At 64.9% G+C, this 18,948-nt stretch carries 11 protein-coding genes; 3 read left to right on the forward strand and 8 right to left on the reverse strand.

Annotated elements, in window-relative coordinates; genetic code table 11:
- Positions 1-47: 47 nt before the first annotated feature.
- On the reverse strand, positions 48-1,139 hold the full coding sequence (locus MA07_RS19970) for a medium chain dehydrogenase/reductase family protein (RefSeq protein WP_081929071.1): 1,092 nt from the start codon (positions 1,137-1,139) through the stop codon (positions 48-50).
- Between the two features lie 189 nt (positions 1,140-1,328).
- Between MA07_RS19970 and MA07_RS19975 the strand changes: the two genes are divergently transcribed.
- Positions 1,329-2,105, forward strand: coding sequence for a TIM barrel protein (locus tag MA07_RS19975; RefSeq protein WP_036355730.1), 777 nt, complete (start codon positions 1,329-1,331; stop codon positions 2,103-2,105).
- An 11-nt stretch (positions 2,106-2,116) separates the two neighbouring features.
- On the opposite strand, the gene MA07_RS19980 is transcribed toward MA07_RS19975, so the two are convergent.
- The 6 genes from MA07_RS19980 to MA07_RS20005 form a co-directional block, all read right to left on the reverse strand.
- Positions 2,117-2,467 carry a cupin domain-containing protein gene (locus MA07_RS19980; protein ID WP_052003356.1) on the reverse strand — a complete coding sequence of 117 codons (351 nt, stop codon included), beginning with the start codon at positions 2,465-2,467 and terminating at the stop codon, positions 2,117-2,119.
- An 18-nt stretch (positions 2,468-2,485) separates the two neighbouring features.
- Positions 2,486-3,244 (reverse strand): 2-dehydro-3-deoxy-D-gluconate 5-dehydrogenase KduD, encoded by a 759-nt coding sequence (gene kduD, locus MA07_RS19985; protein ID WP_036355978.1) that lies wholly within the window; start codon positions 3,242-3,244, stop codon positions 2,486-2,488.
- 10 nt (positions 3,245-3,254) lie between these two features.
- The gene (kduI, locus tag MA07_RS19990; protein ID WP_036355981.1) at positions 3,255-4,091 is read right to left on the reverse strand and encodes a 5-dehydro-4-deoxy-D-glucuronate isomerase; all 837 of its coding nucleotides are present in this window, start codon (positions 4,089-4,091) and stop codon (positions 3,255-3,257) included.
- A 23-nt stretch (positions 4,092-4,114) separates the two neighbouring features.
- A complete protein-coding gene (locus MA07_RS19995) occupies positions 4,115-5,395 on the reverse strand; it encodes a TRAP transporter large permease (RefSeq protein WP_036355736.1) in 1,281 nt (426 codons plus the stop codon).
- Between the two features lie 4 nt (positions 5,396-5,399).
- Positions 5,400-5,939 (reverse strand): TRAP transporter small permease, encoded by a 540-nt coding sequence (locus MA07_RS20000; RefSeq protein ID WP_036355737.1) that lies wholly within the window; start codon positions 5,937-5,939, stop codon positions 5,400-5,402.
- Positions 5,940-6,007: 68 nt separating this feature from the next.
- Positions 6,008-6,988, reverse strand: coding sequence for a TRAP transporter substrate-binding protein (locus MA07_RS20005; protein WP_036355739.1), 981 nt, complete (start codon positions 6,986-6,988; stop codon positions 6,008-6,010).
- Positions 6,989-7,172: 184 nt separating this feature from the next.
- Between MA07_RS20005 and MA07_RS20010 the strand changes: the two genes are divergently transcribed.
- Complete coding sequence (locus tag MA07_RS20010; protein ID WP_036355745.1) at positions 7,173-7,865, forward strand: GntR family transcriptional regulator; 693 nt, start codon at positions 7,173-7,175, stop codon at positions 7,863-7,865.
- Between the two features lie 114 nt (positions 7,866-7,979).
- Positions 7,980-9,038, forward strand: a complete 1,059-nt coding sequence (locus MA07_RS20015; RefSeq protein ID WP_348270413.1) for an MBL fold metallo-hydrolase — start codon at positions 7,980-7,982, stop codon at positions 9,036-9,038.
- Positions 9,039-9,399: 361 nt separating this feature from the next.
- On the opposite strand, the gene MA07_RS20020 is transcribed toward MA07_RS20015, so the two are convergent.
- Positions 9,400-18,936 (reverse strand): Ig-like domain-containing protein, encoded by a 9,537-nt coding sequence (locus MA07_RS20020; RefSeq protein WP_036355747.1) that lies wholly within the window; start codon positions 18,934-18,936, stop codon positions 9,400-9,402.
- Positions 18,937-18,948: the final 12 nt, after the last annotated feature.

Here is an 18,948-nt window from a genome sequence, read left to right on the forward strand (position 1 = left end):
CTAAATACCGCTTCTGCGATCCAAGTCGAGTGACCGGCTAGAACTCCTCATGCCTGATGGTTATGGCCAAGGCGGTCCGCCTCAGCGGCCGGCGCCGTCCGCAGCACCAGCTTGCCCGCCGTCTTGCCGGACTCAAGGGCCTGATGCGCGCGAGCCACATCGGCCAATGGAAACGTCTGCACCCTCGGGGTCCGAAGGCGGCCCTGTTCCACCCATGCCGTGAGATCGTCCACAGCGGGGCGCAAGAGATCGGTGCGGGAAAACAGGAACGACAGGTTGAATGCCACCACGCCCTTGTTCTCGCTCGTCATGGACAGGGGATTGAACCGTGGGACCCTCAACAGCCCGAGGCCGGCCTTGAGATAGCTGAAGCGTCCGCCCTGCTTGGGCAGCATGGTGTGAAAGCCGTAGACCAGCAGCTTCCCGGTCGGCCTGAGATGCGCGTAGCTCTGGCCTAAGGTTTCGGGACCATTCGCATCGAAGACGAGGTCGTACCCTTGAGGGCAGAGGCGCTTCGCCTCCTCCCAGAGCGGCTGCCGGGATTTGTCGATCACGGCATCGGCCCCCAGTTCACGCACATGCTCGACCTTGTGGCTCGATCCCACGACCCCGGTGACGTCCAGATCGTGCAACTTGCACAGCTGGACCAGGGCCGAGCCCACACCGCCGGCGGCCGAGTGCACGAGGACCTTCATGCCGGGGCGGATCGCCACATTCTGCAACAGACCATGATAGGCCGTCAGGTGAACAGCCAGAAACCCTGCGGCGGCGTCGAAATCCAGAGCCCGGGGCTTGGGCCAGACCAAGTCTGCGGGGGCACACACGTGGGTGGAATAGCCGTTGAAGAAGGTGAGCCCGAACACCGCATCGCCCGGCTTCACATGTGCGACCTCGGGGCCGACCTCCTCAACATGACCTGAATACTCGAATCCCGGCGTGATGGGCCAGCCGACGAACCGGCGGGCCGATTCATACACGCCCCAGCGCACGCAGATGTCGGCATAGTTCACCCCCACGGCCTGCGTGCGGATCAGGACTTGCCGGGGACCCGGCTTCGGCACGGGATGACTTTCAGCTTTCAACTGCTCATAGCCGCCAGCCTGATGGATGACGACTTTCCGCATCATTTCCGATGACATGATCGTGCTCCCGCAGCCCCGGCGAAGAGGTGAGCCATAGCATATCCGGTCTTGAATCGCTCGGCGTCGGCTTGCTCCTGTCGGCTCGGCAGGCGCAACGCATGTCCGGAGAATATTGAACACGCCGCTCAGGTGCTGTTCACTAAAGCCGGAATGTCCGCAGCATGAACGCCCAGGCAGCAAGGAACCATGCCCCGTTTCTCGGCCAATCTCGGTTTTCTCTTCTCGGATCGCCCTGAGATCGAGCGGGTCGCCGCTGCCGCCGCCTGTGGCTTCAAGGCCGTCGAGATGCACTGGCCCTACCACGTGCCTGCCCATGACATGCGTGAGGCACTGGCCGCCCACAACCTCACCATGCTCGGGTTGAACATGCCTGTGGGGGACGCTCCAGGAGACTTCGGCTTGGCCGCCTTACCGGGTCGGGAGAATGATTTCCAGCATGCGCTGGATCAGGCCCTGTCCTATGGCAGCACCATCCAGGCCACCGCCATCCACTGCCTCGCCGGGATTGTCTCTCCCGACGATCGCGCGGCTGCCGAGCGCACCTTCATCGCCAATCTGCAATGGGCGGCCGATAGGGCCGGCGAGGCAGGCATGACGGTGCTGATCGAGCCGATGAACCATCGCGACAGGCCTGGATACTTTCTGCAGCACGTGGAGCAGGCGGCCGCCATCGTCGAACAGGCGGGCCGCCGCAACATCAGGCTCATGTTCGACTGCTATCACGTGCAGATCACCCAGGGCGATCTGACCACGCGGCTGCGAACCCACCTGAACCTCATCGGGCATGTACAGATCGCCGCGGTGCCGAGCCGCGCCGAGCCGGACGAGGGCGAGGTCAACTATCGGGAGATCTTTCGAACCCTCGACAGCCTGGGCTACCAAGGCTGGGTCGGGGCCGAGTACAGGCCGCGAGGGCGCACCGAGGACGGCTTGGGCTGGCTTTCCACATTATCGGGCGGCTAAGCGGACGCCCCTCACGCACCCGCTGCAACGAAGTCGTCTCGCATCGGGGTGAACACATCGAGCAGAACGCCGGCTTCGATGGCAACCGCTCCATGCACGGCATTCGGCGGGACAAGAAAGCTGTCCCCGGGCCGCAGCCGCTCGGTGCGGCCGTCGATGGTGACGTCGAAGACACCCTGCTCGACGAGACTGCACTGGACATGCGGATGCGAATGGGCGGCGCCGACGGCTCCCGCCTCGAACGCCACGCGGACCATCATCACGCCCGTATCGTAGGTCAACACCTTGCGGCGGATGCCCTCGCCTGCCGCCTCCCAGGCGGTGTCACGGTTGAAAGCGAAGGCCGAGCCTTTGCGAGTCATGATCATCTCCGAAATGCGTTATCGGGCAAGCCATCCGCCGTCGACGGGCAGAACGATGCCATGGATGTAGTTGGCTGCGGGCGAGGCCAGGAAGACGGCGGCGCCGCCGAGATCGGCTGGATCGCCCCAACGGCCGGCGGGGATTCGCCCGAGAATCTCGCCGCTGCGCTTCGGGTCGTTGCGCAGAGCCTCGGTGTTGTTGGTGACGAAATAGCCCGGCGCGATGGCGTTGACGTTGATGCCCTTCGACGCCCATTCGCAGGCGAGCAGCCGCGTGAGGCCGGCAAGCCCGCTCTTGCTGGCCGTATACGATGGGATTCGGATCCCGCCCTGGAAGGACAGGAGCGACGCGATGTTGATGATCTTGCCGCCTTGCTCATCGGCCATCATCGTGCGCGCCACTGCTTGGGACAGGAAGAAGGTGGATTTCAGATTGACGTTCATCACGTCGTCCCAATCCTTCTCCGTAAAGTCGATGGCATCGGCACGCCGGATGATGCCGGCGTTGTTGACGAGAACATCGATCCGGCCGCTGAGCGTGCTCGCCTCGGCAACGATGCGCTCGACCGGCTCGAGGGAGGACAGATCCGCCTGCACGCTGTGGAACGCAGCGCCCGCCTCGCGGCACAGGCGCTCCGTCTCGTCCATGCTCGAGCGGCCGACCGCCACGATGGAGGCACCGGCCTGAGCCAGCGCCAACGCGATTCCCTGACCGAGGCCCGTGTTGGCCCCGGTGACGAGAGCGGTCTTGCCCGTGAGATCGAAAGAGAACGTCATCGCCATGTCCTCAGCGCAGGGCGTCCATGGGCACCATGTCCATGTCGGTGAAGTCCTGGTTGTCGCCGCCCATGGCCCACACGAAGGTGTAGTTGCTGGTGCCGACGCCGGAATGGATCGACCATCCGGGCGAAAGGATCGCCTGCTCGTTCGACACCACGAGATGCTTGGTCTCGTCAGGCTCACCCATGAAGTGGAACACTCGGGTGTCGGGCTGCATGTCGAAATAGACATAGACTTCGGAGCGACGGTCATGGACGTGCGCCGGCATGGTGTTCCACATGCTGCCCGGCTTGAGCTGCGTCATGCCGAGAACGAGCTGCGCCGAGCGGCAGACCTCCGGATGGATCATCTGGAAAATGGTGCGGACATTGCCATTCGCCGCATCACCCAGATCCACGCGGCGCGCGCGGTCGAGGCCGATCTTCACCGTCTCGAAACGCGCATGCGCCGGGGTGCTGACCAGGTAGAACTTGGCCGGGGTAGCGGCATCAAGGCTCTCGAAGCGCACGTCCTTCGTGCCCATGGCGATGTAAAGGGCATCGCGGGGGCCGAGTTCATGGACGGTCCCATCCGTATGGACGCGGCCCGCGCCACCGAGATTCACGACGCCGATCTCGCGACGGTCGAGAAAGTTCGGAGAACCGATCTGCTTGTGCGTTTCCAGCTTGATGGGCCCGGACGTCGGCGTCGCGCCGCCGACGACCAGACGGTCGATATGGCTGTAGGTCAGCTTGACCTCGCCGGGAACGAACAGCGTCTCGATCAGGAAGTGGCGGCGCAGTTCGGCGGAGCTGAAGTGGCGCACGGCTTCGGGATGGCATACCTGCCGGATGTCGATGGTCATCATTGCCTCTTTCAGTAAAGGGATCAGCGGAACAGGGCCGGCAGCCAGAGCGACAGGCCCGGGATGTAGGTGACGAGGAGCAGCACGACGACGCTGGCGCCCAGGAACGGCCAGATGGTCTTCATGGCCTCGCCGATGGAGATCTTGCCGACTGCGCAGCCGACGAAGAGAACGGAGCCCACTGGCGGCGTGTTGAGGCCGATGCCGGCATTGAGGATCAGGATCACGCCGAAATGGACCGGGTCGATGCCGAAGGCCTTGATGACAGGCAGGAAGATCGGCGTGCAGATGATGATCAACGGCGCCATGTCCATGAAGGTGCCGAGCACCAGCAGGATGACGTTGATGAGGAGAAGCACGACGATGGGATTGTCGGACAGCGCCTTCATGAGGGAGATCGTCGCCTGCGGCACCTGCAGGAAGGCCATGAGCCAGCCGAACGCGCTGGCCGCGCCGATGACCAGCAGGACCATGGCCGTGGTGCGCACCGCCCCGAGCGTCGCCTCGACGAAGCCCTGCCAGTTCAGCTCGCGATAGACGAGGAGCGTAATGAGCAGGGCATAGACGACCGCGATGCACGAACTCTCGGCCGCAGTGAACACGCCCGAGCGCACGCCGCCGAAGATGATGAAGATGAGCAGGATGCCGGGCACGGCCGAGACGAAGAAATAGGCCAGCAACCGAAATCCGGGGAATGGATCCGACGGATAGCCGCGGCGCAGGGCGACGATGTATGCGGTGATCATCAGGGCGACGGCCAGGAGGAACCCCGGGACGATTCCGGCGGTGAACAGGTCGGCGACCGAGATCGTTCCGCCTGCCGCGATCGAATAGATGATCATGTTGTGCGACGGCGGGATCAGAAGCGCGATGATCGCCGAACTCACCGTCACGTTGACGCTGTAGTCCCGCGCGTATCCCCGCCGCTCCATCTGCGGGATCATGATACCGCCGATGGCCGAGGCATCGGCCACGGCCGATCCCGAAATGCCGCCGAACAGCGTGGAGGCCACGATGTTCACCTGACCCAAGCCGCCGCGCAGATGCCCGACGAAGCCCGCTGCAAGGCGAATGAGGCGGTCGGCGATGCCGCCCCGCATCATGAGGTCGCCGGCATAGATGAAGAAGGGAATCGCCATCATGGCGAAGGCGCTCATGCCGGAATTGACCTGCTGGAACACCACGACCGGCGGGAGCCCCATGTAAAGGACGGTCGCGAGGGAAGCGATACCGAGGCAGAACGCGACGGGCGTGCCAATCAGAAGCAGCAGCGTGAAGACGCCGAAGAGAACCCAGATCTCCATGAGGTCATTCCTTCACGACAACGAGATGGGGCTCGCCCGCGCGCACCAGCGGCGCCTCTTCTCCGGCCAGGAGAAGGCGAACGAGCTTTTCAAAGGAAAAGAGAGCAATCAACGCGCCGCCCACTGCGAGGGGCACATAATCGAGGCCCTGAGGGATGGGCAGCCCCGGCATGGCGGCGGACCATGTTTCCATGGCCAGCATCGTGCCGTACCAGGCCATGGCACCGCCGAAGATCATCACCAGCACCTCGGTAACGGCGAGCATGCCCTGCCGCAGGACGGATGGCGCATGGTGGAGAGCGATCTCGAAGCCGAGATGGTTGCCCTCCCGCACGCCGACAGCGGAGCCGAGAAGAATGAACCAGCTCATCAGCAGAAGGGAGGCCGGCTCCGTCCAGCTCGGCGACTGGTTCAGCACGTATCGTCCGAACACCTGCCAGGCGACAAAGGCCGTCATCAAGACGAGGCCGGCCCCGGAGATCCAAAGCGCCGCACGACTGACGACAGCAAGAACTCGGGACAGCGCGGCAAGACCATCGCGCATCGATCAAATCTCCAGCGGGAAAAGAGGGCCGGCCGAAGCCGGCCCAGTTTGGTTCGGGAGGACCGAACTCAGTTCATCGCCTGGATGCGGGACACGAGATCCTTCACCTTCGCGTCCTTGGCGTATTTCTCGTAGACAGGCTTCATCGCGTCGATGAAGGGCGTCTTGTCCACGTTGTTGATCTGACTGCCGCCGGCCCGGATCTTCGCCTCGGCCTGCTTCTCGCGGGCCTCCCAGAGCTCACGCATCTTCGCGACCGATTCCTTGGCGGTTTCGCGCACGGCCTTCTGGTCCTCGGGCGAAAGCTTGTCGAAGCTCTTCTTCGACATCACCAGCACTTCCGGCGACATGGAATGCTCGGTGAGCGAGTAATACTTCGCCACCTCGGAATGACGGAAGGAATCGTAGCTCGGCCAGTTGTTCTCGGCGCCGTCCACCACGCCCGTCTGCAGGGCCGAGTAGACCTCTCCCGGAGGCATCGGCGTCGCGTTGGCTCCGAGCGCGTTGACCATGTCGAGGAAGAGGTCGGACTGGATCACGCGGACCTTCATGCCCTTCAGGTCGGCCGGCGTGTTGATGGGACGCTTGGAGTTGTAGAAGGACCGGGCGCCCGAATCGTAGAAGGCCAGCGCCACGAGGCCATGAGGCTCGAACGCCTTCAGGATCTGATCGCCGATGGGACCATCCATGGTCTTGCGCATATGGTCGACGGACCGGAAGATGAAGGGAAGGCCCGGGACCAGGGTCTCGGGAATCAGGTTGTTGAACGGACCCATGTTGATCCGGTTCAGGTCGATGACGCCGAAGCGGGTTTGCTCGATCGTATCCTTTTCCTGGCCCAGCTGGGCGGAGTGGAAGACCTGCACCTTGTACCGGCCGTTGGTTTTCTTCTCCAGCAGGGAGCCGAAATGCTTGACTGCTTCGACTGTTGGATATCCATCTGGATGAATGTCGGCAGAGCGCAGGGTCGTCTGGGCGCTGGCCGTGCCGCCCATCATAGCGGCGCACAGACCGAGCGCAGCAACCGCGAATGTCCTTTTCGTCAGCATCATCTTCCTCCTTGGGCTTCCTCTAATGTCCTATTGGTTCAAATCCGCCCTTGCTGGACAGATTACCGCCTTCCCCAAGGGCCCTTGGCCCCTTGGTCCAGACCGAGGAGCCGTCTTTCGCGGCTTACTTGGTCGACGATTGTATGGTAGTATACACTAATATATGACGCAACTCGCCAAAAGAATGAGATCCGTTGTGAACAGCCCCTTTTCTACCGGTCATGGCTCTGCGGCCCAGCGCATCGAAAGCGAGTTGCGTCGCCTGATCATTGCTCTGGAGCTCCCGCCGGGCAGCCGGCTCTCCGAGCAGGACATCGCCGAGCGTCATGGCGTTTCCCGCCAGCCCGTTCGCGAGGCGCTGATTGGTCTGGCCAGAACCCGGCTCGTGGAAATCCAGCCCCAGCGCGGCACGACAGTCGTGAAGATCTCGGTTCGGAAGATGATGGAGTCGCGCTTCGTACGGGAAGCGATCGAGACAGCCGTCGTGCGCCGGGCCTGCTCATCGTTCGACACGCAGAGCCGGGAACGGATCGACGACCTTCTGGAGTTGCAGGACCAGGCAGCCAGCCGGGACGATCATGCGGCCTTCCAGCGCTATGACGAACTCTTCCACATCGCGCTTGCGGAAGGAGCCGGCTGCCCCCTGGCCTGGGAGGCGGTTCAGGACATCAAGGCCCATATGGACCGGGTGTGCCAGCTGACCCTTCCGGGCCCGGAGGCAATGCTGCCCCTGATCGACCAGCACCGCGCCATCATGGCTGCGATCGATGCCCGCGACGAGGATGCGGCAGCAGAAGCAATGCGCCGCCATCTCACGGAGATCCTGCGAGCCTTGCCGCGCGTCGAATCCGAGCACCCGGAACTCTTCAGTGCGTGAGCACGGAGATCAAGAGGACTCAGGGGTGTAGAATCCCGATCTCCTCCTTGTGATTGGTCAAGCTCCAGGCAAGCCGTAAGCTCTCCCACCCTCGCATTCCCCCTGGAGCAGGACGTGCTGTCGCGCAGACAAGTCGTACACCTGATCGGATCTCTCCCTTTCATCGGCGCCGCCTCGGGAGCAAAGGCCCAGGTGGGCGGCTTCTACTACAGCGGTCCTCCGAGCGATCACTTCGACGGCCAGCGCTTCTTCAACCCCGGCGGGGAGATTTCCCGCGGCTTCGGCGACTTCCTGCGCTGGCGGCTCACCAAGAGCGCGGCGCCATGGCCTGAGCCTTACCCGAGCCCGTTCCAGGACACGCCCCCGGTACGTGTGGGACGGCGCGACCTGCGCGTCAGCTTCGCCGGGCATGCATCCTTCCTGATCCAGATCGCCGGCCACAACATTCTGACAGACCCGATCTGGTCCGAGCGCGCGAGCCCTGTGCCGTTTGCCGGACCACGGCGCTACAATCCGCCGGGCATCTCCTTCGATCAGCTGCCCCGGATCGACGCGGTGCTCATCTCGCACAATCATTACGACCACATGGACGTGCCCACCCTCGCGCGCCTGTGGCAGCGCGACCGCCCGCGGATCGTAGCGCCGCTCGGCAACGACGCCATCATCCGGGCGCACGATCCGGGCATCGCCGTCACTGTCATGGACTGGGGCGACCGCCTCTCGCTCGCGCCCGACCTCCAGGTGTTCGCCGAGCCGGCGCACCACTGGTCCGCCCGCGCCACGAACGACCGCAATCATGCACTCTGGGCCTCCTTCATGCTGCGCGGCGGCGGCCGTTCCGTCTATTTCGGCGGCGATACGGGCTTTGGCGGCGGCAGGCATTTTCAGGGCATCGCCGCACGGCATGCGGGTCCGGATGTGGCCCTTCTGCCCATCGGGGCCTATGAGCCGCGCTGGTTCATGGCGCCCAACCACATGAATCCTGAGGATGCGGTTCGCGCATTCGGCATTCTCAAGGCCAGATCGGCCTTAGGGTATCACTGGGGAACCTTCAGGCTTACGGATGAAGGCGCCGATCAGCCGCCCCGGGATCTCGCCCGGGCTCTGCAGGCACGAAACATTCCTGCCCGCCGCTTCACGGCCATGAGGCCGGGACAGGTCTGGACGGCCTGATCGGGCCAGACGAGGTCCTGCGACCAGCACCAGCCACCAGGTTCTTGGAGCCCGCTCCTCATTCACTGACGAGGATCTGCCCTCCAGGCGGGAACGCAACGGGTTTCCGTGCTTTGCCAAGGGAGCCATTCAATCGATGGAGCTTCCATGTCCGACACGCCAAAGCCTTCTGACCAGCCACCTGACGTTCCGGGTCCCTTGCCGGAACTTCCTTCGCTGGATCCTTTCGAACCTCTGGAAGACGACAAGCCCACCGACGAGCCCTCCCGTCCCGCGGATGTGCCCATCGTGCAGCCAGGCACCCAATGAGGCGGATCGCGCAGGACGGAGCCTCGCGGGCACCGTCCTGCCGTGCAAGCGGTCAGGACCAGCTCATCCGGGATGCATCGACCTGGAGATCGTCGATGGTCTGAACATGGTCCACAGCCGGCTGATCGAGGGTGGTCGCGGCATGCGACGTATCCGAGGATTGATCGCCATGGATCTGCTCCGTCCATGAACCGGTTGCAGTGTGGCTCATCTCGGCCTCCTCATCGGCCATCAGGAGGATGAGGTCCGATCCGGCCCCGGTCTGCATCGGCTCCGTGCCATGGGAGGCAAAGCCCTGCCCTTCTGGTGCCACAGGCTGCACCTCGTCGACCACCACATCCACGGATTGCCGGATCGAGGCGGCGCCGTCGCTGTCGAACAACACGACACCGATGCTGCGGGTGCCGGCCGCTAGTCCTGACTTATCGCCGCTCTCGAGCATCAGGGACTGCAGCACGGCAGCATAGGTTTCGGGAGAGGCATGGCCGCTGAGGGTCAGCGTGCCCGTCTCGCCAGCATAGGCACCTCCCACGAGTTCGATGCCGGTGTCGCCGATCATCGTGTGCCCGTTTTCATTGTGCAGGGGGTAGCCTTCAAGGTCGAGCCTATCGCCCGGCTGCGCTCCGGAGAGCGTGACGACAGCGCCACCGAGTTGCGTGCTGTCGATGTCGGTTGCGTGCGCTGTGCCGAAGAGTTCTGTTTGATGATCTCCCGCATCGGCATGTTCGCGGGTCGTCAGGGTCAGCTCGGGTGCATCGTTGACCGGATTGAGGGTCACCGTGAATGGCTTGCTGGTTGTGGCGGAGCTCGCAGAACCTGTTTCGGTGCTGACGGCCTCCACCGTCAGGTTCAACGTGCCGTTCCAGTTCGCCGGGGGATTAAGCTTGAGGCCATGTATATCTCCCGCCGGAACGCGCCACTCGCCGCCGCCATGCGCAGTGCCGGCGGACAGCGTGAATCCCTCGGGAATCCCGAAGATGCTGACGACCATGGTCTCGGAACCATCGGTATCGATGAGGGACGCGGAGAGATCGAGCGCAACGGGCGTGTCCTCCTGGCCTGCTACGTTACGTGCCTCGATCTGCGGTGCATCGGCGACAGCTTCGACCTGGACCTTCAACGTAGCCGCAGTGCTGGCGATGTTGCCGTTGGAGGTCTCGCGCGCATGAGCGAGCACGGACAGGTTGGCGGTGCCGCTCCAGTTTACGGGCGGGATCAGGTTGAGGTTGGTGAGCTGCGCTGACGTGAGGGTCCAGGTTCCGTCGCCGTTGTTGGATCCGGCCGAAAGGCGGGCGCCCTGGGGCAGGTTGCCGATCACCACCGAGAGCACCTCGGAACCGTCGGTATCGACGAGGCTTGCCGAGAGGTCGAGCGGGATGGCGCTGTCCTCCTGACCCGTCACATCCCTGGCTGTTACCTGCGGCGCATCGGCCACGGCCGTGACCGTCACCGCATGCGTGCCCGTCACCTCCCGGCTCACGCTCGTGCCGTTGCCCGTGTCGATCAGCATCGCCCTGACCGTGAGCGTAAAGTCCGCATCCGCATGCTGCGCCGGATGAACAGCCACCAATCCTGCCTGCAGGTCCACTGTGGACACCTGCCACACGCCGGGCGACAGCTCGGTGCCGTGGCTCAGCCGCGCCCCCGCAGGCACTCCCGACACCTGGGCGAACTCGCCCCAAGTCTCCGACGGATCGGGCGTGGCAAAGACCGGCCGGATCACGATCGCCGTGTCCTCCTGGCCCGTGCTCGCACCCGAGATCGTGCCGGCATCCGCCACCGGGTCGAAGCCTACCGTGAAGCTCGCTGACGTGCGGGCACTCGAGCCGTTGCTGCCCTCCGTGGCCACGGCGGTCAGGGTCAGGGTGTAGCTGCCGGAGAAGTGGGCCGGTGGATGAAGGGCAAGACCTGCCAGCTGATCTGGCGTGAGCTTCCAGGTGCCGTCCGGCTGGCGTGTGCCGGCGCTCAACGTGGCATCGCTGGGAACCCCGCCGAGCACGAAGCTGAGGCTCTCCGAGCCATCGCCGTCGCGCAGGGCACCGCTTAAGCCGGCGAGGCTCACGGGTGTGTCCTCGGAGCCGCGGGCGTCCATCACCGTGACCGTGGGGGCATCCGCCACCGCCTCCACCTGCACCCGGAAGGTGGTCTCGACGGAGGCGCTGCCGCCCTGGCTTTCGTGGGCGGTGGCGCGCAGGGTGAGGGTGATGGAGCCGGAGAAGTGTTCGGGCGGGGTGAGGGAGAGCTGCGCCAGGTTGGAGGCCGGCACGCTCCAGGAGCCGTCGGGCTGGCGGGAGCCGTGGGACAGCGAGGCACCCGAGGGCACGCCCAGGATGAGCACCGTGAGCGTCTCGGAGCCGTCGCGGTCCACCAGTGCCGCCGACAGGTCGAGACGGATCGCGCTGTCCTCCAGGCCACCAGCATCGCGCGAGCCGACCACCGGCGCATCGGCCACCGCTTCGAGCTCCACCTTCAAGGTCGCCTCAGAGGTGGCGACTTTGCCGTTGGAGGTTTCCCGCGCATGGGCGAGCACGGACAGGTTGGCGGTGCCGCTCCAGTTTGCCGGCGGGATCAGACTGAGATTGGTCAGCTGGCCGCGCGTGAGGGTCCAGGTTCCGTCGCCGTTGTTGAGACCGGCCGACAGGCGAGCCCCCTCCGGCAGGTTGCCGATGACCACCGAGAGCACCTCGGATCCATCGGTGTCCACGAGGTCCGCCGAGATGTTGAGTTGGACGGTCGTGTCTTCCTGGCCCGACGCATTCATGACCGTGAGAACTGGCGTATCGGCTACAGCCTCGAGTTTGATCGAGACGTTCTGAGACGTGGTGCGCGTATGCTCGTTGCTGGCTTCCTGCGTCGTTGCAGTGACCGTCAGCTTCAGGTCGCCGATCCAGTTGGCGGGCGGGATCACGCGCACGCCGTCGAGATGAGCAGGATCGACCGTCCACGTGCCGTTTCCGTTGTCGGTCACGCCCGGGCCCACGATCCGAGCGCCGGGCTCCACCTTCGAGATGATCACGGACGTAACCGTTTCGCTGCCGTCCCCGTCGCGGGGACTGATCTTCAGATCGAGCGGGATCTCGACATCCTCCGCTCCGGCAGAAGGAGCCACACCGATCGATGCGCCGTCGGCCACCGCTTCCACCGTGATGGTCAACGTGGCCGGGCTCTCCGCCTCCGATCCCGTCTTCTCCGTCGAGATGGCGGTGATCTTCAGGGAGATCGTGCCGGCGAAGTCGGCCGGAGGGATCAGTTCCAGGCCGGCGAGCTGATCGGGTCGCAGCACCCAGGATCCGGTGTCGGGATCGCGCACGCCGGCCGAGAGCCGCGCTCCTTCAGGCACGTTGTCGATGCGGATGCCCAGAGTCTCGGAGCCGTTGTCCGTATCGACTGTCTTGGCGCTGATCGACAGGGCAACCCTGGTGTCCTCGGAGGTCGACGCGCTCGAAACGGACAGCTCGGGAGCCTGAGCTACGGGGGCCGTGCCCGGAACGCCGCCAGGATCTCCGCCGGATCCGCCTCCGCCTCCTCCAGGAGGTGTGACGGTAATCTCGACGACACCGGTGCGAATGGTCTGGTCGCCTTCGCGTTCGGTGACGACAACCGAGACCTTCAGCTCGATCGGGTCGTTGTCGCCAGCTTTGGGGCGAATGGCGAGGAAGGGGAGATTCTCCACCGGCACGAGCCAGACGCCTTCACCGGCTGGAATGCCGTGCGACAGCGAAGCCCCCGTGGGCACACCCCGCACCCAGATCGTCAGCGTCTCGGACCCGTCCGTATCCGTCGGAACGGCGGTGATGTGCAACGGGATCCAGCCGGCGCTGTCGCTTGTGCTGTTGTGCCCGGTGCCGGTCGACGGCTCGATCGTGAGAACCGGAGCGTCGGCATCGCCGCGCGGGTTCACCACCATGTGCCCGCTGATTTCCTTCGTGACCGTCCTGCTTCCGTCCGTGTCCTGGATCGTCATGCGGACAGTCAGGGTTTCGGCCACGTCGCTGTTGCGGGGCATCGTCAGGGTAACGCCAGCCATCTTCTCGGCGGCGATCCGGTAGAAGCCATCCGAGTCAGCGGTGACGATGCTGTTGTCGGCAAGGCGCAGCACCGCGCCGGACGGAATCCCGCCGATGACGATCTCGCCGATCACCTTCTCCGATCCGTCACGGTCCCTCAGGCCGGGATCGAGGTTGAGCCTGATGGGCTCATCCTCCGTTCCGTGCATGGTGCCCCATCTGCCGGAGCTGCCGTCGAGCCCGCCCACGGCAGGATTATCCACCACCGCGCCCACATGGACTGGGAAAGTGACGCGGGTGGAGGCCTGATCGCCTCCGTCCTTTTCCTGCGTGACCGCCGTGACGGTGATGTTGATGGTGCCGGCGAAATCCGCCGGGGGGCGCAGCGTCACGATCTTGGCCTCATCGGCCGTCAGCGACCATGTGCCGGGGCCGCGATAGGTTCCGACGGACAGAAGAGCGCCGTTCGGGATCCCCGAGATGACGAAGCTCAGGATCTCCGAGCCATCGTTGTCCGGCAGGGTCGCGGTCAGATTGAGGGGGATATCGCTGTCTTCGGAACCCCTGGCACTCGTGACGTCGAGGATGGGTGCGTCGGCGTCGGCGCGCACGGTTACCACAAGCTCCTTCGGCAAGCTTCTGGCCGTGCTGCCGTTCGGCTCCGCCGAGATGGCGAAGACCTTCAGGTGCATGTCCTCGTCGGAATGGGGCGGCGGAGTGATGCTCAGGCTGCCGGCCACGCCGACCGGCACGCTGATGCTGTTGTCGGCGTTCCTCGTCAGAATCACGCCGCCTGCGCGCACGATGGCGCCATCCGGCACATCTTCCAGCCGGTATGCGATGATGGATTCGGAATTGTCGATATCGGTCGTCCGAGCCGTCACGTGCAGCGGGATTGCCGTATCCTCGTCGCCGTATGCCCGGTTCACGAACAAGTCCGGTGCATCGGCGACCGCGTCCACCTGGACCTTGAAGGGAATCGTGACAGAACTCTCCGCGCCGCCATTGGTCTCCCTGGAAGTGGCCGTGATGCTGAGCGCGATGGAGCCCGAAAAGTCACGTGGCGGCGTGAAGGTCAGATGGGCCAGATCAGCCGGCTTGACGCTCCAACTGCCGTTGGCCAAGCGCTCACCCGGTGCCAGAACGGCTCCATCCGGAACCCCCAGGATGACGATCGACAGGGTCTCCGATCCATCCAGATCCGTCAGCTTCGCGGACAGGTCGAGTGGGATTGCCGTGTCCTCGCTGCCCTTCGCATCGTGGGCCGTGACAGTCGGCGCGTCCGCAACCGCGTTCACTGTCACACCATAGGTGCCGCTGATCGTACGGCTGACGCTCGTTCCGTTGCCCTTGTCGGTCTGAGTGACCGTGAAGGTCAGCGTAAAATCGTCATCGCTGTTCGGCGGCGGCTTGATCGTCACCCGCTTGTTGATCAGGTCGTTCGTGTTGACCTGCCAGACGCCCGGCGAGATTTCCTTTGTTCCAGTGCCGCCTTTGAGCGTGGCGCCCAATGGCACTCCGGTGACTTCAGTGACTGTCGACCAGGTCTCCGAGCCGTCCTTATCGGTGAGGGTGAAACTCGGCTTCAGCGTGATATCCGAATCCTCTGAGCCGGAGGTGCTGCCGCTGATGGTGGCCTTGTCCAGGACAGGATCGATCCCCACGGTAAAATTGGCCGAGGTCGAGGCTGTCGGCTGGTTGTCTCCGGCTTCCGTGGCAATGGCGGTGAGCTTGAGGGAGAGACACCCTGAGAAGTTCGCCGGGGGCTTGAGGGTGAGGCCCGTGAGTTGGGCTGGCGTGAGCTTCCAGCTGCCATCGGGTTGCTTCGTGCCTGCACTCAAACTGGCTGTTCCCGGCACGCCGCTGAGCACGAAGCTCAGACTTTCCGATCCGTCCAGATCGCGCAGCGCGCCGCCCAGGCCGGCGAGGCTCACCGGGGTGTCCTCATAGCCATGGGCATTGGCCACCGTGACGGTCGGCGCATCGGCCACGGCGGCCACCGTCACCGTGTACGTTCCCGTCACGTCCTGGCTCACGGTCTTGCCGTTGCCGGCATCCGTGAGCGTCGTCCGGATCGTCAGCGTAACATCCGCATCCGAGTTCTCCGCCGGATGCAGCAGCACCCGTCCGGCTTGAAGATCGGCGGTCGACACCTGCCACACACCCGTCGACAGCTCTGTTCCATGGCTCAGGCGCGCACCGGTCGGCACCCCTGAAACCTGGCTGAACTCGGCCCAGGTTTCCGAACCGTCCTTGTCGCTCAGATTGAAGACCGGCTTCAGCGCGATGCCTGTATCCTCCGACCCGGATGTGCTGCCGCCAATCGTGGCAGAATCGAGCACAGGATTGACCCCGACGGTGAAACTGGTCGAGCTGCGGGCCTCCGACCCATTGCTGCTCTCGGTGGAGATCGCCGTGACGGTCAGCGTATAGCTGCCCGAGAAATTCCCAGCTGGGTTCAGCTTGAGATCCTTGAGCTCGCTGGGGCTCAGCGTCCAACTGCCATTGCCGTTGTTGAGACCGGCGGAAAGGGTTACGCCTGCAGGAATCCCGGCGACGACGACCGAGAGGAGTTCCGAACCATCTTTGTCGACCAGAGCCGCCGAGAGGTCGAGCGGGATAGGGCTGTCCTCCTGGCCTGTCACATCTCTCGCCGTGACCTGCGGGGCATCGGCCACGGCCGCGACCGTCACCGCATGCGTGCCTGTCACCTCCCGGCTCACGCTCGTGCCGTTGCCCGTGTCGATCAGCGTCGCCTTGACCGTCAGCGTGAAGTCCGCATCCGAGTGCTCGGCCGGATGGAGAGCCACCAATCCTGCCTGGAGGTCAGCGGTGGATACCTGCCACACGCCGGGCGAAAGTTCGCTGCCGTGGCTCAGACGGGCACCCGCCGGCACCCCTGACACCTGACTGAACTCGGACCAGGTCTCCGATCCATCCTTGTCACTCACTTCGAAGATCGGCTTCAGCGTGACGGGAGTATCCTCAAGGCCCGAGCCGCTGCCGCCAATAGTGGCAGCGTCCACCACCGGATCGAAGCCCAACGTGAAGCTGGCCGAGGTGCGGGCCTCTGAGCCGTTGCTGCTCTCCGTTGCCACAGCCGTCAAAGTGAGATTGTAGCTGCCGGAGAAATTGGCCGGTGGTTTCAGCGTTAGGCCTGAGAGTTCCGCATGGGTCAGATGCCAGGTCCCGTCCGGCTGGCGTGTGCCGGCACTCAAGGTGGCATCACTCGGTACTCCGCTGAGCACGAAGCTCAGAGACTCCGAGCCGTCGCGGTCGATCAGCGCGCCGCCGAGGCCCGCAAGGCTCACAGGCGTGTCCTCTGAGCCGCGGGCGTCCATCACCGTGACGGCAGGCGCATCCGCCACGGCATCCACCTGCACGCGCAAGGGGGCCCGGGTGGTCGCCGTCGAGCCGTTCGAACTGCGCGATGTGGCTTCGACCGTAAGGTTGATCGCGCCGGAATAGTGCTCCGGTGGGCGAAGGGTGAGACCATCGAGTTCGGAAGGCGCCAGAAGCCAGCTGCCATCGGTCTGGCGTGTGCCGTGCGACAGGGATGCATCCGCCGGGACACCAAGTATGCTGATCGATAGCACTTCGGACTTGTCCGTATCGGTCAGGCCTGCGGACAGATCGAGCGCAATGGCCGTATCTTCGGGACCTGATGCGTCGCGGGTGGTCAGAAGCGGTGTGTCGGAAACATCCTCGACCCTGACCTGGAACGGAAGATCCGTGGTGGCCGTGGTGCCGTTCGAACTCTCCCGTGCCGTTGCGCGCAGGGTGAGATTGACCGTCCCTGAGAAGTCGTGCGGCGGTGTGAATGCGAGGTGCTCCAGATCGGCAACGGGAACACTCCAACTTCCGTCCGGCTGGCGCGCGCCATGTGAAAGAATGGCACCCGGAGGAACATTGAGAATGCTGACGGCGAGCACCTCGGAACCGTCGGTATCGACCAGAGCCGCCGAGAGGTCGAGCGGGATGGGGCTGTCCTCCTGGCCCGTCACATCTCTCGCCGTGACCTGCGGGGCATCGGCCACCGCCGTGACCGTCACCGCATGCGTACCTGTCACCTCCCGGCTCACGCTCGTGCCGTTGCCCTTGTCGATCAGCGTCGCCCTGACCGTCAGCGTGAAGTCCGCATCCGCATGCTGCGCCGGATGCACCGCCACCAATCCTGCCTGCAGGTCCCCTGTCGACACCTGCCACACGCCGGGCGACAGCTCGCTGCCGTGGCTCAGCCGCGCCCCCGCAGGCACTCCCGACACCTGGGAGAACTCGCCCCAAGTCTCCGACGGATCGGGCGTGGCAAAGACCGGCCGGATCACGATCGCCGTGTCCTCGGCGCCCGTGCTGGAGCCGGCAATCGTGCCGGCATCCGCCACCGGATCGAACCCCACCGTGAAGCTCGCTGACGTGCGGGCACTCGAGCCGTTGCTGCCCTCCGTGGCCACGGCGGTCAGGGTCAGGGTGTAGCTGCCGGAGAAGTGGGCCGGTGGATGAAGGGCAAGACCTGCCAGCTGATCTGGCGTGAGCTTCCAGGTGCCGTCCGGCTGGCGTGTGCCGGCGCTCAGGGTCGCGTCACCCGGCACGCCGCCGAGCACGAAGCTGAGGCTCTCCGAGCCGTCGCCGTCGCGCAGGGCACCGCCCAGGCCGGCGAGGCTCACGGGGGCATCCTCGGAGCCGCGGGCGTCCATCACCGTGACCGTGGGGGCATCCGCCACCGCCTCCACCTGCACCCGGAAGGTGGTCTCGACGGAGGCGCTGCCGCCCTGGCTTTCGTGGGCGGTGGCGCGCAGGGTGAGGGTGATGGAGCCGGAGAAGTGCTCGGGCGGGGTGAGGGCGAGCTGCGCCAGGTTGGAGGCCGGCACGCTCCAGGAGCCGTCGGGCTGGCGGGAGCCGTGGGACAGCGAGGCACCCGAGGGCACGCCCAGGATCAGCACCGTGAGCGTCTCGGAGCCGTCGCGGTCCACCAGTGCCGCCGACAGGTCGAGACGGATCGCGCTGTCCTCCAGGCCACCAGCATCGCGTGCAATCACGGCAGGTGGATCGGCGAGGATATCGGCCGGTTCCTGCGGATCCGGCTTCAAGGTGGTGGGCGGTGTCACAACGCCCGGATTGTCAGGAATGTCGCCGAACACCGGAGACGTCACCTGCACGGATGAACCATCCGTTTCAGTCTCGACGGAACCTGACGAGGATCGTGCAAGGTTCGCCCTGGGTCCGATCAAGGGAGCCGGCGCTGCGGACAGCGATAGATCGACACCGGCCGGTGCCTCATCCAGCATGATCGCAGGTTTGGCCGGCGGCGCGAGATCCAGGGGCTTCAAGGGCTCGTCCTGTGGCGCCAGCGCCAAGCTCCATTCAAGAGGGCCGATTTCATGGGGCCGGAGGGCGATGGCCCCGGACGGCCCTCCTCTCACCATGCCGAACGCCGCAACCGCCTCCGTTCCGCCCACCAGGTTTCCGCTGGCACCTCCGTCGCCCATCGGGAGGCTTCGCTGAACCGCCCGCAGGGCGCGCAGCGCCTCCTCGTCGACCACGCTGGCGTCGAATGGGATGGTTGGATCGGGTTGCTGGCTCATGCGATCAGCGTC

Source organism: Microvirga sp. BSC39, from assembly GCF_000739015.1.
GTDB lineage: Bacteria > Pseudomonadota > Alphaproteobacteria > Rhizobiales > Beijerinckiaceae > Microvirga.